The following is a 16,717-nucleotide window of genomic DNA, read 5'->3' as shown; positions in this document are numbered from 1 at the left end:
CTACAATATTACCACACAGAACCGCCGTTCCCAGAATGATGGGCCTGTAGCATGGGGATATCCCGTAGACTATGACTATGATAAAATTTATCCTTATTATACTGATGCCACTGGTTATAAACGCGATCTTTCGAATGCGAGGGTATCCGATGCGTTTAATAAATTGGGCGACTATATCTGGAAGCAGAAGATGGATCGTTACAAGGATGACAAAGTGCATATGATCACTTCTGCCAAAGTAACACTGAATCTGACTAAAAACTTCTCTTTGGTAGGACAGGCAGGTCTGGACTATGACAACACCAACTATACCACGGAGCAAAGCGTAACACAAGTGTTGCCAACTGTACGGGGCGGACTTTTCGGGGTGGCTAAACAGAATGCCACTACCCAAACGTATCAGGCATTACTGAACTATAATAAGACTTTCCATAATAACGATTTAAGATTGTACGCATTTGGTGGAGGTGTATACAGACTCCGCACGGTAGACTATCTGGGTACCAACACGGTGGGTGGATTAACTTTCCCTAACTGGTATTCCTTCTCCAATCAACTCGGCACAGCCAGCGCTGACAATATTGATAAGATCAGGAACTTCAGCCGTGGTTCCGACCTGCTATATAGCATGCTGGCATCTGCTGCATTGTCCTGGAAAAATGAATTGACCTTTGAAATACAGGGAAGACAGGACTGGAACTCTACCCTTCCTCCTGAAAATAACAAGTATTTCTATCCTGGAGCAGCAATTACCTGGAACTATACGGAGCGTTTTGCGATACCAGCTGTTAACAGTGGACAGTTGAGATTATCCTGGGCCGATGTGGGTAATGGAACCGTTCGGTATGAAGCCAATAACCTCTACTCTTATAACCGCATTCCGAGTACCGACGCCAACTCAGTGGCTCCTCCTGACAAACTTTTGCCAGGCGCTCTGAAACCCGAACGTAAGCGTGAATTTGAAATAGGTATCAACAATACTTTCCTGCCACAGGACAGAATTACACTCGACTTCTCTTTCTATACCAATCATCGGTATAACCAGATTATCAGTCTGCCCATTTCTTCTGCTTCCAGTTCTACCGGTTTAATGGTGAATGCTGGTGATGTAAAAGCCTGGGGCTTTGAACTGGCGGTGACGGGTACGCCATTGATCGGCAAAAATTACCGGTGGAACCTGACCCTGAATGCGGCCAAACAGGCATCTAAAGTAATAGATCTGTATCCCGGTGTTATTTATAATCCGTTTCAACAGTTGATCAATGGTACCGGCGTTTCTGTGAATGCAGATGAAGGACGTCCGTATGGGGAAATCATGACCTACGATTATAAACGTGATGAGGCTGGCAATAAAGTAGTAAATGCCGATGGTATTTATGTACTGGATAACCAGAAGAAAATATCAGCTGGTAACGTGATGCCTAAATTATATGGTGGATTCATCTCCGATTTCCAATATAAGAATTTCAACTTCCGTATCGGATTGGATTATAAATATGGTGGTACCATCTTCTCATACACCAACAACCGTTTAACTGGTGTGGGACAGCTGGAAAACACGATGCCATACCGCGACGAAGAAAATGGAGGCCAGGCATATTATATCAACTCCAGTGATAAGAATGTTCCGTGGCAGCATTCGCAGCCTGCGCCGGCACAGTCTAAAGATGGAAAAGTATATCATGATGGTCTGATTCTTCCTGGTGTGAAACTGGATGATAATGGTAAGTATGTGCCCAACGATATCATGACCAGCGCATCTAGTTACTACAGTAGTTATGCAGATGACCTGGCCAATGCTTTCCCGCCAGATCGTATGTTTGAAAACAACTACATCAAAGTAAGAGAAGTGGCGCTTTCCTATACCTTACCGGCATCTATGGCTAAAAGGATTAAAATGCAAAGACTCACTATTACTGCGGCAGCCCGTAACCTTTTTTACCTGTACAAATCTATTCCCAATATTGATCCGGAAGGCGCATTGGGCGCAGATGTATTCGTAGAAAATACCATCTACCCAACACAAAGGACTTACTCCCTGGGATTAAATGTGGCTTTCTAATGTATAAACTGAAAAAAATGAAAAAAGCTTACTTATATATTATTCTACTATCCGCCTCCGTCCTCGGCGCCTGTAAAAAAGATCTGGAAGACCGGTTCTACGACAAGGACAAGCTTACCAGCGGCCAGGGTATTGACGTAGTGCCAGGGTTATTTACTTCCCTGCTGACGAACAATAAAATTTTTGCACAGGATTATGGGGAATGGTATTATCTCCTGAATGGCGGCACCAGTATTACCGGTTATGAACAGGTGGCACAGCGATATGTATCTTATCGCTACGACTGGTTCTCCGGGTATAATGATCTCACTACCGGCAACGGTTTTGATGATGCTCCCATGACCGGGCAAAGTTTTTTCCAAAACAGCTTCACCCGGCTGAAAAACTATGAAGTCCTCGTGGATTCTGTAGCGCTGCGTACCGGGCAATTGAAAATAGATGGCGATCTGTATCTGAAGTTAGCCAGTTTCATTAAATGTTATCAGAGTGCCAAACTGGTGGATGTATTTAATTCCATTCCTTATTCAGATGCCTTTCAGGGCATCAAAGGAGGCGCACAATACCTGTTTCCTAAATACGATGATCCGAAATCGGTTTATCAGTCTATTATTGCGGAACTGGGAACCCTGGTAGATGCATTACCTGCTGCTTATGCGCAGACGTCTGATGCAGGCAAAACTATCTTCAAAAACCAGGATATTGCTTTCAAAGGTGATATCAACAAGTGGGTGGCCTTTATCAACTTTACCCGACTGAAGTTATTGGTAAGAATTGCCGGTGTAGAAGAAGCCTATGCCAAACCACTGATCCAGGCGGCGCTGGCAAAACCTTTGCCACAGCAAGACTATTATTGGTTCTATTGGTTTGACATCGTGCCAACCGGTGGTGGTACCTGGATTCGTGGTGTGTATGAAAATAGCTTCGCGTCCTTTATTCCAAACATCATCATGAAAAGGTTAAACTACGGTACTCCTGCCTACGAAGAAGGCATTGACGATCCACGTTTACCCGTACTGGCGATGCCTACCAAATACCTGGACTACCGGGGTGTATCTGCCAACATCGAGGCACAGGACGCATTATATAACAGTGGAGAGAAATATTATCCTTACGCGGACAATGTCTCTTCTACTTTTTCTACCAATGCAAAATCCATGTATAATCACGCTACCTTCCACCAGAATGCGAAGATGCCTGTGTACATGAGCTCTTTAGGTGAACTGGATCTGCTCCTGGCTGAAATTGCGTTGAAAGGATTAGCTAATACCGGAAAATCTGCCGAAGAGCATATTAAAGATGAGGTAACACACTCTATCGACTTCTGGTATACCATCAATCAACTTAGCAGCTATGCCAAAACCCAAATGACGCCTGCACAAATGGCATTGGTATATCCTGCCAAACCATCTGCCGCAGTAGTGAGCGCGTGGAGTGATGTGGTTAAAAACAAATTTACTGCCGCTGCTTCTCTGGATGATAAAATGGAAATTCTGATGCAGCAAAAATACCTGCACCTGAATTTGTATCAACCATATGAATTGTGGGCAGAACTGAGAAGAACACATCACCCGAAACTGGAGCCTTTCACCTGGCATAGTTCCGTATGGAAACCCATGCCGGAAAGAGCACGTTACCCGGCCATCGAAGTGACCAATAACCCGGACAACTTCGCTAAGGTAGCAGCGCAGAATAATAATACCTCTCCTATTTTCTGGGTACCAGCCAGTATAAGAGCGCAGAGTGCTTATTGGAATGACTATAATTATCAATAGCAGCGAACAATGTTTTTTAAAATCCCTGACTGCCTGCAGTCAGGGATTTTTTTTGTGTTACCCACACCATTGATGAGCAGTTTAGCCGACAACATATTACAATTTCATAAATACAAATACCGGCAATTTTGTTCCTCTAAAATTGATTATTTTGAGCGAAACAATCCGATAGTAAACTATGCGATACTTCTCCCCATCAAAAGCTGTCATACTATTATTACTGACTGTCTGCTGTTACTGTACGTCTTTTAGTCAAACGGAAAAAAAACATGATGTTATTGTAAAACTAAACGGCGACCAGCTCAACGGCGACGTGCTGGAAATCAGCGACAGCACCATCCGGTTTACTTATACCGGCGAAAAATTAATTTATAATATTAAGAAGTCGGAAATTCTGAAAATAACCTTTGCCAGCGGCCGGGTAGAAACATTTAATGCACCACCTGCCACAGCGCAGACAACTCCCGTGACTGCTACAGGCGCCAGCACAGCAGAACGTCGGAACAAGGTGGCGGTATTGCCCTTCACCTTTGTAAAGGATGGTCAGAATGCAGCACAGGAAGTAAGCGACGAAATACAAAATGAATTGTATGCTTTACTTAGTAAACATTCAGGGGTATATACGGTGGTGAGTCCCCGGGCTACGAATGTGCTGCTCACAAAAGCAGGCATTACCAAAGCCAATATGCTCAATTATAGCATGGCTGAAATTTGCCAGGTACTGGGCGTTGAATTTATCGTTGATGGAATGGTTACACAAAACCGGACCACCCAAACCAGCTATGGCAACACTTCTTACAGTGATAAAACCAAGAAAAACGATAATTCTGACGATAAGAAAAGTAGTGGCTCTGCCAGTACTTCTTCAACAAGCGTGCAGAATTATGAAACAACCATGGACATGAAAATATACAACGACAAGAGCGAGATTGTATATAATCAGAATAGAAAAGCCTTCTGGAACACCGCGGATGCATATAAGAATACCATGGAATACCTGGTAAAACGTTGCCCGCTTTATAAGAAATAACAGTAGAAGAACATTTGCAGCGATAGGCTATATCTGCTAAAAGCGGGTATATCCTATCGCTTTTTTACGCCTGCTCATTTTAAGAGCCTGTTTCTACAAATTAAGTTCCCTGGCCCACCTTATACTACCAGGGGAATTATCCGCGATTGCAACAGGTGAAACACAAATGGATCTCTTGAACATATTTCATCATGCCTTGTCCATACACTAAAACAAACTGCCCTGTACCACGGCCGGCGGCATAGTAGCCGGAAACACCCCCACAATCGTAAAGGGCTGCTTCGAAACGGCATGTACATTTTGGGTGGTACCGAGGAAGAAATACAGGTCCGTATTCCGGGCATACTCCTGCAGGTATTTCTTTCTCACTTCGTTGATGGCTTTCTGTTCTTTATCAGGTCCACTAAACTTTTTCAGGCTTTTCCAATACAGGGATGCCAATTGCCAGTCTTCTACCGGGAGTGTGATTTCTTCATTTTTATTATCGGTAAACCGGAAGGAAAATTTGTATGGCAACTTTTTCATTACACTAAAAGGATCTTCCGGCTGCTCAAATTCCCCGATGGGACTTTTCTCTGCCATGATCTTCTCCAGCCGGTCGCTGTTCCATTCGCGCTCCGTTTCTTCTACCACAAAACCTAGTATCCGCGCAGGTTTGAATACCACCAGGGAAGTATAAAACGCTTCGTGTTTTGCTTCCATGACGATGGTAGACAGGTTGCGATATATATTTTTCAGCACGATGGCTTTTCTTTCGCTCCAATAGTCGTCTGTACCCAGATGACCTGTTTTTTTTACCGGCGCATCCACGATCACCGGTCTGAAACTTTCCAGTCTGAAGTCACGGGGATTCCGCTGTAGGTCCAGTTCCACCCAATCATATAGCTGATAATCTTCGTCGTAAGTCTTTTTGGTAAAAGGAACGGGGTATATCCTGATAAAAGTACCATCCTCTCTGAAGCCGGCGATACTAAGCTGTTCGTCATAATGGGAAGATACAGTGGGGTAACTTTTAACGGTGATCAAAACTTTCGTCAACGGCATGCGCAAAATATTTTATTAAATATATAAATCCAGTGGTTTCCGCCAGCTGGCAAAACTAAGGTTAATCGTTGAAAATAAAAAAGTTAGCGATGATGTTGTCGACATTTTCAACGATCGTTTTATCTCCCTGAAATGGAGGGAATAGATTTTCCACACACCCCGATCGAAACATTCTATATGCATTATGCGATCTATTTTGTGTAATTTGTACGCATAAAATTTTAACATATGAGTTTTCAAGATGAGCTAAAGAAACTTTTTGTTGAAGAAAATGAAATACCCGAAGAATTCCGTATTTCTGAAATTCATCAGAGAGAGTACCTGGTAAACGGGGAGATGAAGCAATGGGATGGACCGGTGAGTGAGGTATATTCTCCTATTAACATCCCTACTGCGGATGGTCTGAAACGCAAGCTGATAGGCACTTACCCCCTGGGTACCGAAAAAGATGCCTTTGAAGCGCTGGATGCTGCCCTTGCGGCATATGATAACGGTCGTGGTGAATGGCCGACAATGGGACTGGATGGTCGCATTAACTGTCTCTCTGTATTTGCCCGCAAAATGACCGAGCAACGTACCCTGATCGTAAAACTGATCATGTGGGAAATCGGAAAATCCTATGCTGACTCCATCAAGGAATTTGATCGCACCATAGAATACATTAACGCCACGATAGATGCGCTGAAGGAAATAGACCGCAGCTCTTCCCGTTTCGAGATCAAAGAAGGTACCATTGCACAAATCCGCCGTTCTCCATTGGGTGTGGTGCTTTGCATGGGCCCTTTCAACTACCCGCTGAATGAGACCTTTACCACACTGATTCCCGCTTTGCTGATGGGTAACACCATCCTCTTCAAGCCGCCGAAACACGGTACACTGGTACATTACCCGTTGTTACGTGCTTTCATGGAATCGTTCCCTAAAGGTGTAGTGAATACGATTTATGGTCGTGGTGCCGCTGTAATACCAGGTATCATGGCCACCGGCAAGATCAATGTATTGGCCTTTATTGGCTCCAGTAAGGTGGCCAATGATCTGCGCAAGCACCATCCCAAGCTAAACCGTTTGCGCGCAGTGCTCAGCCTCGATGCGAAGAATGCCGCCATCATCACACGCCATGCAGACATACAAGTGGCCGTGAATGAATGTATCCTGGGCGCATTATCGTATAATGGCCAACGTTGTACCGCCATCAAAATACTATTTGTTCACCGTTCTATTGCGAACGAATTCAATGCTTGTCTCAGTGCCTCTATCGCCAAAATGAAATTCGGTATGCCATGGGAGAAAGGCGTACAACTCACGCCGGTAGCGGAACCTGGCAAACCCGCCTATATCCGTGAAGTGCTGGATGATGCCATCGCCCACGGCGCTGCTATTGTGAATGAAAACGGCGGTGCTACCAACGAATCTTTTGTATTCCCGGCAGTGGTATTCCCGGTAAACGATAAAATGAAGCTCTACCGGGAAGAACAATTCGGTCCCGTTATTCCGGTGGTGCCTTATGATGAGATAGAAGAAACGATCGATTACCTGATCGAGTCGCCACATGGGCAGCAGGTAAGTATCTTCAGCAATAACCCTGACGAAGTGGCTACGCTGATTGATCCATTGGTAAACCAGGTAAGCCGCGTGAATATTAACAGTCAGTGCCAGCGTGGTCCTGATGTATTCCCTTTCACCGGCCGGAAAGACAGTGCAGAAGGTACGCTCTCGGTGCATGATGCCCTGCGCTCCTTCTCTATCCGCTCACTGGTAGCCACCAAGATGAATGATACCAATAAAAAACTGCTGGAAGATATCCTGAAGGAACACAGCTCAGACTTCCTCAGCACCAATTTTATTTTCTAAGATATCCGCATTTTGTGAAAACCTTTGCAGCGCTAATTGCTGCAAGGGTTTTTTATTGTTCTTTTTTAAAACGCAAGGGGGATATAGTCGTTAACTTATTCCGGAACAACTCCGCATGATATGCGGCCTTCATTTCTTTCAGACAAGGGAGGCAAAGACAATCTACAAATTGCGCCTGGATAAAGCTTCGTTCCTGATCATTTAATGGCAACGCCGTACACTGGCAAATCAGGATGGATCCCACCTTGCATTCAAACTGGCTATTACAGCGCGGGCAATATTTCTGCTCATGTTCACACATACGTCAGCGTTTTATGATTATCAGGATATGGTGGCAGCCATCAGCAAATTAGCGAAAGCAGATGGTATCTCCAAATGACAAACCGCTATCATAATATCCTGAAATATTGCAAGAAGTCTCGTGCTGAATATCTATTTTTGGCATGCCACAGCCCGCATAAAGGAGAGTGCTGTTTACCTGACCGAAAAGCGATTTTATCATGACTAGAACAACACTACCTGTATCACAGCGTGTCACCGACTACCCTAACAACAACACGATCTTCACCGTTTGGAAGTTTAAAGCGGATATGGACATCAAGCCTGTTTTCGAAACGCTTTGCGGCCTGGTAGCCAATCTTAATCATTCCTTTACTATCAGGGTACCTGCTGAGCGCGCGAGTTGTGTATTGGGTATCGGATATGAAGCATGGATAAAGTTAGCCTTACCTCAACCTGTTCCGAAGGAACTAAAAAATTTCGAACCGGTGGCAGGAGCAAAACATACGGCTATTGCCACTCCAGGCGACCTGCATTTCCACCTACGCTCCGGCGATATGTCTGTTTGTTTTGATATGCTCACTGCTATCACGGAGGTATTGAGTCGGGTATCCGACTGTTTGGAGGAAGTACATGGCTTCCGGTATTGGGATGGGCGCTCCATTCTTGGTTTTGTAGATGGTACAGAAAACCCCATTGGCAACGACCGGCAGCACTTTGCCGTAGTCGGTGACGAGGATCCTGCCTATAAAGGAGGAAGCTATCTTTTTGTGCAAAAGTATCTGCACAATATGAAAGGCTGGACGAAGCTCTCTACCGAAGAACAGGAGAAAGTAATTGGTCGTTATAAAATCAGTGATATTGAAATGCCGGACGATATAAAGCCCGACAACTCGCATAGCGCCCTGGCAAGTCTGGACGACGACAATGGCAATGAGCTGAAAATAGTCAGGGATAATATGCCCTTTGGAAATCCTGGAAAAAATGAGGTGGGCACTTACTTCATTGCGTACGCCAATACGTTTAGTACTACCCACAAAATGTTGGAACGAATGTTTATCGGTGTTCCGGTGGGTAACTATGATCGGATCCTTGATTTCAGTACCGCACATACCGGCAGTCTCTTTTTTGTTCCGTCTATGGATATGTTGAAGGGGTATAGTGCGGATGCGACCCACTGACACCGGATTGACAACGGATTGGCACCGGGTATCAATAGTTTATTTTTACCGATAAGGAAAATACCGAATGATGAATAATGACCGCACCAGGATAATTCACAGACGAACGCCGGAATCAGCGGCCATGGTGGCAAACGTGAAACGGGCTTCCGCTATCACCGCCACGCTTAACCGTTTAACATTCAATGATGCAGAGGAAGTACGCGCCTTGTTCAGCGAACTTATTGGCCGACAGGTAGACGAGCGCTTTTTACTGATCCCTCCATTCTATACTACAGGTGGGAACGAGATACGTGTCGGAAAAAATGTGTTCATCAATCAGAATTGCACTTTCTACGACCTTGGTGGCCTCGATATAGGAGATGATGTGATGATCGGGCCAAATGTGAGCATCATCACCACGGGCCATCCCCTGGAGCCATCGCAGCGCCGCGCTGTCACTATTGGAAATCCCATTGTGATTGAGAAAAACGTATGGATCGCAGCCGGAGCTACGATCATAGGCGGGGTAACCGTAGGCGAAAACTCAGTGGTGGCCGCAGGCGCTGTAGTCACGAAAGACGTTCCTCCCAATACCCTTGTCGGAGGAAATCCTGCACGGGTCATTCGTTCCATTGGCGAAGATGAAGAGACCATTCGCCAGGGAAACTAAGCGCATTATTTATTAATTATCTCAAATTCACTTCTTCTATTCAACTGATGTTCTGCAGCAGAACACGGCACCCCATTACTACATTTATTAACCAATCTTGTTTCGCCATAGCCATGTGCCGTTAAACGATTGGCATCAATACCATGTGAAATAAGATATTGCAATGCAGACTGGGCACGACGTTCAGAAAGTTTCATATTATACTTATCCCTACCTCTTGAATCCGTGTGGGAAGTGATATTGAGATGCCAGTTGGGATGCGCCTTCATTAACTCAACAATATGTTCCAACGGGTCGACAGCATCTCTCCTGATATTTGACCGGTCGAAGTTGTAGTAAATATTCTCAATGGCCAATGGCGGTGCGGGAATTACCGGCGGTGGTATATCATCGAGGTAAAGTGTTCGGTGTATAACGGTGGAGTCCTCCATGTCCATCGTTGAAAATGAGGCGGTGGAGGAAGGTAGAAGACCTGCTTTAATAGCGTTCAGACTATAATCGGTAGTGAGGTCAAGTACAAAAGAAAACTTTCCATCTGCGCTGGTCACTACCTTCTCTGGTGTGTTTTTAGTCACATTATTCAAAGTGACTTCGGCGCTGTTGACAGGCGCATTTGTTTTTGCGTGCAGCACCTCCCCTTCCAATACCAGTATGGTACTGAACTGGTAGATATCATCGCTCCCCTCACCCGTTAGCCGGTTAGAGGCAAAGTATCCGCGGTAGCCTCTTTGGAAAAAGGGTGAGAAATCATCCTGGGGACTATTAATAGGAACGCCGGCATTTTTAACCTGCCAGGTTCCATCGGCGGTCTGAGTGGCTTTATAAATATCAAGCCCGCCCATACCGGCATGGCCATCGCTCGCAAAATAGAAATTCCCTTTACTGTCCAATAATGGCGTACGCTCATTACCGGAGGTGTTAATATCATGGCCCATATTTACCGGCTTTGTCCACCCGGTATCATTCACTCTTTTGCTGTAATAAATATCTGTTCCGCCAAAGCCACCGGTCGGGGCGTCTGAAGTAAAATAGAGTGTTTGGCCATCCGGAGAAATAAAGGGATCTCCCAAAGAATTTTCAAAGATGTCATTATAAGGGAACCTGACAGGCTCGTTCCATTTGTTTTTCACCGCATCCCATTTGGCGGAGTATAATTCTATATTGATCTCATAAGACGGTTCTTTCCCTACAAACTTTGCCTTCTTTTTTACATAACGTGTACTGGCAAAAAACATTTCTTTCTCATCTGCAGTAAAACTTGCGCCCGCCGTATGATAATAACCTTTTACGATAGGTGTATCCAGCAGCGCAATACTTGTACTGTCATTATTTTTTGATGAATAAAGATGTTGATAGCCCTCACCTGTCCAGCCGTATGTTACGGTACTAATGGATGAATTGCGAAAGAATGGCTGCTTCTTCTTTAATCCCATGGGCCTGTTGGAAGTAAAAACAATCCCATCCCCATACTTCACGGCCCCCCAATCAGATTTATCTGTATTAAATTGATGGAGATTAGCCAAATTTCCCCTTAAAGGGTGATCATTCCAATAGGCCACAGAATCACAGCCAGCAATCATTCTTGAAATCAGCCCCGGACTTGCCGAAATTTTAGCCGTATCCAATTTTAATAGTAATGCTTTGCCATCTGCATATTTCGCATTTCTAATCAGTGTTTGCGCATATCTGAATTCATCCTGTGCCGTATGTCCATCCAGGGTACATAATGTAGCATACCATGTTTCCGCATTTACAAAATCCCGTTGCTTAAAATAGCCTTCCGCTGCTCCCCTGGCCGCTTCTACTGTTTTCTTCTTTTTGTACGCTTTTTCATATAGTGGAATTGCTTTTGCATAGTTATACAAACCGCTTTCGTTTCTCGCTTCATCAAGTACATACTGTGCCCTGGCGCTAAAAAAGAATAGCTCAAATAAAAAAATCATTCCGGCAATATATACACTATTTGACCTTGGCATTACGCGCGTATTTTATTATGATCGTATATTTTATCCATTGTATGCATCATTAACCGAAGAACAATCCTGCCACTCCATTTTCCTTCATCTCCCTAAAAATACCTTGGAGAAAGCATTTTAGCTTTGGGATGAATGAAGAAATAACTGATAGAAATTTCATTGGTTGGATACCCTCCCATACCGACCACATTGGTGGTATATTCATATGCATATCCCAGGCGTATCTTTTGCCCGATGAAAACTTCTGCCATACCTATAACAGCCCCTGATTTTTTAAGATCATTCTGTATTAATTCTTTATTGAACACGGCCGTTCTATAACCTGCTCCTATCCATAATATTTTATTGATCAGTACAAAAGCATTTATATCGAGACTTGTAGGCCCTGCGAAATCTTCTTTAATCAGGATAGAAGGTTTCAGTTGTATCGCTTCCGACAATGGGAGCAGCCCTCCAACCGTAGCATACATATGTATTTTACGTTCCGTAAAAATATTTCCCGGGTCTTTTTTAGCATCATATGCCTGTGAAATAAGATTGTCTGCCGACAGTCCTGCGAAAAATCTATTGGTGCTGTAAAATACCCCTATTCTTGCGTCAGGTGTAAATTTTGTTCTAAGCGAATTATATAAAGTAGGATCTCCATCTGTCGGGTCTGTAGGATCGTAATCACCTACTTTTATCCTGTTTTGAAGAAATCCCGCACTGATGCCGATAGAAAACGTTCTATCATTTTCTTCCGCCCCTACCGGAATGCGAAATGCATAACTAGCGTACAATGATGAGGTTCCCTGTAAGCCTATTTCATCGTTCGAAATATTTAATCCCAGACCATATTTACCATCTCTGGCTACGCCATCCAGCGCCACGGACACGGTTTTGGGTCCCCCCGGAAATCCTGACCATTGATTGCGGTAAAAAGCGTTTGCATTCCACACTCCTCTATATCCGGCATAAGCAGGATTAATATACAAACCATTAAAAATATACTGGCTAAATTGCGCATCCTGCTGAGCCTTTGCTGACACCATGCCTGCCAGGCAAAACAACAGTATCATCAATCTCTTTTTCATAGCTTGCATTTATTCTTTAATAATAAATAGTACAAAACCGGCGCTATATCTTTAATGTATTATCAGCGTCTTAATATCAACACATTACCCTTGTAGGTATGCCATACATTGTTGCTGTCTTTTAACTTTAATATATAGAAGTAAGTACCTTCATTTAAGCCACTGCCATCCCAATCGTTCTGATAATTCTTCTGCTGATAAACATTTGCGTTCCATCTGTTGAACACAAGCAACTCATTTTCGCTATACAGTTCAAGTCCTTTAATAACAAACTTGTCGTTGCTACCATTTCCGTTAGGCGTAAATACATTCGGTATTTTGAATGGAATCACTTCTTTATCAACACTAGACCTGTTATTGGTTTCATCGATATCTACCTGTGGACTTGATACGGTCGCCGTATTTACAATAGTACCCATTACATCTGCCTGCACTGTCAATGTAAGCACTGCGTTGCCCTCATCTTCCAGTGAATCCAGTCTCCAGGTAAGTATCCGGCTGCCTGCATCATAATCTGCCACGCCTCTGCTGACTGTATTACTGATGTAGGTGATGCCCGTTGGCAGTGTATCCGTAACCGTAACAGTACGGGCGGTTGATCCTCTGTTTGTAATTGTTATCGTATAGTTGTACCTGTCAGGAACGGTAATAGGCTTATTGTCGGTTTGTTTTACGACGCCGAGATTAACATCTCTCAATACAGGTATTGTTACCGTTGGATTTTGTGTACAACTTGTTCCATTGGCACTTCCGGTCACCTCAGCCGTGTTAACGATTCGGGTCACGTTCTGTAAATTCTGGTCTGTTCTTACGATGAACTGATACACTCTTTCTTCATTTGCAGCCAGGTTTACATCGGTGAAGCTGACTACATTATTATTTAACGTGCCTTGCGTTGAACTTACAAAGGTGCTGCCTTCTGGTACCGGATCGGTGATCGTGATATTGTTGATGGTAACCACTCCGGTATTCTTTATACGAATCGTGTAAGTCAGTAACTCATTTTCTTCCACAGTGCCATTGCCACTTTCGTCGGTCACTGTTTTAGTGGCTTCGAAATTACCAGACACTATTATCACCGTGGCTTCGGCCTTGCAACCATTTGCATCGGTGATGGTGCAGGAATAGGTTCCCGCTGCCAGGTTACTGATCGTTGCCGTTGATGCGCCATTACTCCACAGATAAGTATATGGTGCGGTACCGCCGCTGGCTACCACACTGGCTGAACCAGTATTACCATCTCCACAAACCACATTGGTTTGTGTTGTTGTGAATGTTAATACGGCTGGCTCGGTGACGGTGGCGCTAACAGTAGTATTACATCCATTTGCATCTGTGATAGTAGCCGTATAAGTGCCCGCTGCCAGATTATTGATGGTGGCGGTAGTGGCGCCGTTGCTCCATAAGTAAGTATATGGTGCAGTGCCGCCGGTGGCTGCAACAGCTATGCTACCGGTATTGCCACCATTACATAAAACATTGTCGTGTGTTACCGTTGCGATAATAGCGCTCGTTGCGGTGATCGTGACGGTTGCAGTCGTATCACAACCATGGGCATCTGTGATCGTGCAGGTATACGCTCCGGCAGCGAGATTATTGATGGTGGCGGTAGTAGCCCCATTGCTCCATAAGTAACTGTAAGGACTTGTACCGCCTGCTACCGTTACGGTGGCTGAACCGGTGTTGCCGCCATTACAATTCACATTCACCTGAGAGGTGGTGAAACTTAATGCAACAGGTTCTGTGATCGTTACGCTGATAGTCGTATCGCAACCATTGACATCTTTGATGGTAGCGGTGTAAGTACCTGCCGTCAGGTTATTGATAGCAGCAGTAGTAGCACCGTTGCTCCAGGCGTAGCTATATGGCGCAGTACCGCCGGTGGTGGTAACTGTGATGCTGCCTGTATTGCCACCGTTGCACAATACATCCTGCTGTGTTACCGCCGCGGTAACCGGAGCCGTTTCTGTGATCGTAAACGTGGCCGTTGTATCACAACCATGAGCGTCTGTTATCGTGCAGGTGTAAGTACCTGCCTTGAGACTATTAACAGTAGCGGTAGTGGCGCTATTAGACCAGAGGTAACTATAAGGACTGGTGCCGCCGGATGCCGTTACGGTAGCTGAACCGGTATTGCCGCCATTACAGTTCACATTCACCTGCGAGGTGGTAAAGCTTAATACAGCCGGCTCGGTAACGGTTACGCTGATAGCGGTATCGCAACCATTTGCATCTGTGATGGTAGCCGTATAAACACCTGCTGTAAGATTATTGATGGTAGCTGTGGTAGCGCCGTTGTTCCATAAGTAAGTATATGGCGCGGTACCACCGGCAACTGCCACCGTGATACTACCGGTATTGCCGCCGTTACATAAAACATCATCGTGTGTGACCGTCGTAGTAATAGCCGCCTTTTCGGTGATTGTAAATGTTGCGGTCGTATCACAGCCATGGGCATCACCGATGGTAACTGTGTACGTTCCTGCGGTAAGATTATTAGCGGTAGCTGTTGTAGCGCCATTAGACCAGAGGTAGCTGTAAGGACTTGTGCCGCCTGCTACTGTTACAGTGGCTGAACCGGTATTGCTGCCATTACAGTTTACATTCACCTGTGAGGTGGTGAAGCTTAATACATCCGGTTCGGTGATGGTAACAGATACAGTACCGGTACATCCGTTCATATCTGTGATCGTGCAGGTGTAGGTGCCAGCTGTAAGGTTATTGATGCTTTCGGTGGTGGCGCCGTTGCTCCATAAGTAAGTATACGGCGCGGTACCGCCGGTGGTGGCCATAGCGATGCTGCCGATGTTACCACCATGACATAACACATCATGCTGTGTGGTGGCGCCGGCAACAGGGGCCGACTGTCTTACAAAGAATGATGCGGTAGTATCACAGCCATGAGCATCTGTTATCGTGCAGGTGTAAGTACCTGCTGCGAGATTACTGATGGTGGTCGTAGTAGCGCCGTTGCTCCATAAGTAAGCATATGGCGCGGTACCGCCGGTTGCCGTTACAGTAGCTGAACCTGTGTTGCCGCCATTGCAATTCACATTCACCTGCGAGGTGGTAAAGCCTAATACATCCGGCTCGGTGATCGTTACAGATACAGTACCGGTACAACCGTTCATATCGGTGATCGTGCAGGTATATGTACCTGCTACCAGGTTATTGATACTTTCGGTGGTGGCGCCATTGCTCCATAAGTAAGTATATGGTGCGGTGCCGCCGGTGGTGGCCATAGCGATACTGCCAGTGTTGTCACCATGACATAACACATCATGCTGTGTAGTGGCGCCGGCAATAGGAGCCGATTGTCTTACAAAGAATGATGCCGTGGTATCACAGCCATGGGCATCTGTTATGGTGCAGGTATAAGTGCCTGCAGTGAGATTATTGATGGTGGCCGTAGTGGCGCCATTGCTCCATAAGTAACTGTAAGGGCTGGTACCCCCTGCTGGCGTTACGGTAGCCGAACCGGTACTGCCACCATTACAGTTCACATTCACCTGTGATGTGGTGAAGCTTAATACATCCGGCTCGGTGATCGTTACAGATACGGTACCGGTACAACCGTTCATATCGGTGATCGTGCAGGTATAGGTACCCGCTACCAGGTTATTGATACTTTCGGTGGTAGCCCCATTGCTCCATAAGTAAGTATATGGCGCAGTACCACCGGTGGTGGCCATGGCGATGCTACCGGTGTTACCACCATTACATAACACATCATGTTGTGTGGTGGCGCCGGCAATTGGAGCTGATTGTCGTACAAAGAAGGATGCGGTGGTATCACA

General features: G+C 45.2%; 10 protein-coding genes and 2 pseudogenes. 7 read left to right on the top strand and 5 right to left on the bottom strand.

The annotated features are described in order from the left end of the window. From VIP81_RS13710 to VIP81_RS33780, 4 genes and pseudogenes are all read left to right on the top strand, one after another. Positions 1-2,062 (top strand): annotated as a pseudogene (locus tag VIP81_RS13710) (SusC/RagA family TonB-linked outer membrane protein); the annotation flags it as partial. A 17-nt stretch (positions 2,063-2,079) separates the two neighbouring features. Continuing rightward, positions 2,080-3,834 carry a SusD/RagB family nutrient-binding outer membrane lipoprotein gene (locus VIP81_RS13705; protein ID WP_331961453.1) on the top strand — a complete coding sequence of 585 codons (1,755 nt, stop codon included), beginning with the start codon at positions 2,080-2,082 and terminating at the stop codon, positions 3,832-3,834. Between the two features lie 178 nt (positions 3,835-4,012). After that, on the top strand, positions 4,013-4,864 hold the full coding sequence (locus tag VIP81_RS13700; RefSeq protein WP_331961450.1) for a hypothetical protein: 852 nt from the start codon (positions 4,013-4,015) through the stop codon (positions 4,862-4,864). Positions 4,865-4,977: 113 nt separating this feature from the next. Beyond that, a pseudogene (locus VIP81_RS33780) lies at positions 4,978-5,043 on the top strand (BBE domain-containing protein); the annotation flags it as partial. 28 nt (positions 5,044-5,071) lie between these two features. Here the strand turns inward: VIP81_RS33780 and VIP81_RS13695 are convergent. Further along, the gene (locus tag VIP81_RS13695; RefSeq protein ID WP_331961447.1) at positions 5,072-5,908 is read right to left on the bottom strand and encodes a hypothetical protein; all 837 of its coding nucleotides are present in this window, start codon (positions 5,906-5,908) and stop codon (positions 5,072-5,074) included. Positions 5,909-6,136: 228 nt separating this feature from the next. Between VIP81_RS13695 and VIP81_RS13690 the strand changes: the two genes are divergently transcribed. Beyond that, positions 6,137-7,759 carry an NADP-dependent glyceraldehyde-3-phosphate dehydrogenase gene (locus VIP81_RS13690; protein WP_331961444.1) on the top strand — a complete coding sequence of 541 codons (1,623 nt, stop codon included), beginning with the start codon at positions 6,137-6,139 and terminating at the stop codon, positions 7,757-7,759. A gap of 52 nt (positions 7,760-7,811) precedes the next feature. Here VIP81_RS13690 and VIP81_RS13685 read toward each other — a convergent pair whose 3' ends face one another. Continuing rightward, positions 7,812-8,060, bottom strand: a complete 249-nt coding sequence (locus VIP81_RS13685; RefSeq protein ID WP_331961441.1) for a cysteine-rich CWC family protein — start codon at positions 8,058-8,060, stop codon at positions 7,812-7,814. Between the two features lie 199 nt (positions 8,061-8,259). Between VIP81_RS13685 and VIP81_RS13680 the strand changes: the two genes are divergently transcribed. Together VIP81_RS13680 and VIP81_RS13675 are read left to right on the top strand one after the other, a co-directional pair. Next, positions 8,260-9,219 (top strand): Dyp-type peroxidase, encoded by a 960-nt coding sequence (locus VIP81_RS13680; protein WP_331961438.1) that lies wholly within the window; start codon positions 8,260-8,262, stop codon positions 9,217-9,219. A 70-nt stretch (positions 9,220-9,289) separates the two neighbouring features. Then, positions 9,290-9,871: a sugar O-acetyltransferase gene (locus tag VIP81_RS13675; RefSeq protein ID WP_331961435.1), complete on the top strand. Its 582-nt coding sequence runs from the start codon at positions 9,290-9,292 to the stop codon at positions 9,869-9,871. 5 nt (positions 9,872-9,876) lie between these two features. Here the strand turns inward: VIP81_RS13675 and VIP81_RS13670 are convergent, their stop codons facing one another. From VIP81_RS13670 to VIP81_RS13660, 3 genes are all read right to left on the bottom strand, one after another. Then, complete coding sequence (locus VIP81_RS13670; RefSeq protein WP_331961432.1) at positions 9,877-11,847, bottom strand: OmpA family protein; 1,971 nt, start codon at positions 11,845-11,847, stop codon at positions 9,877-9,879. Positions 11,848-11,939: 92 nt separating this feature from the next. Continuing rightward, positions 11,940-12,920 (bottom strand): type IX secretion system membrane protein PorP/SprF, encoded by a 981-nt coding sequence (locus VIP81_RS13665; protein ID WP_331961429.1) that lies wholly within the window; start codon positions 12,918-12,920, stop codon positions 11,940-11,942. 62 nt (positions 12,921-12,982) lie between these two features. Further along, positions 12,983-16,717, bottom strand: a 3,735-nt coding sequence (locus VIP81_RS13660; RefSeq protein WP_331961426.1) for a gliding motility-associated C-terminal domain-containing protein, incomplete at its 5' end; no start/stop codon positions are given.

The sequence above is a fragment of the Chitinophaga sp. genome, assembly GCF_036566945.1.
Lineage (GTDB): Bacteria > Bacteroidota > Bacteroidia > Chitinophagales > Chitinophagaceae > Chitinophaga.
The sequence above is the reverse complement of the archived record's forward strand: the minus strand, read 5'-3'. Positions and strand labels throughout refer to the sequence as shown.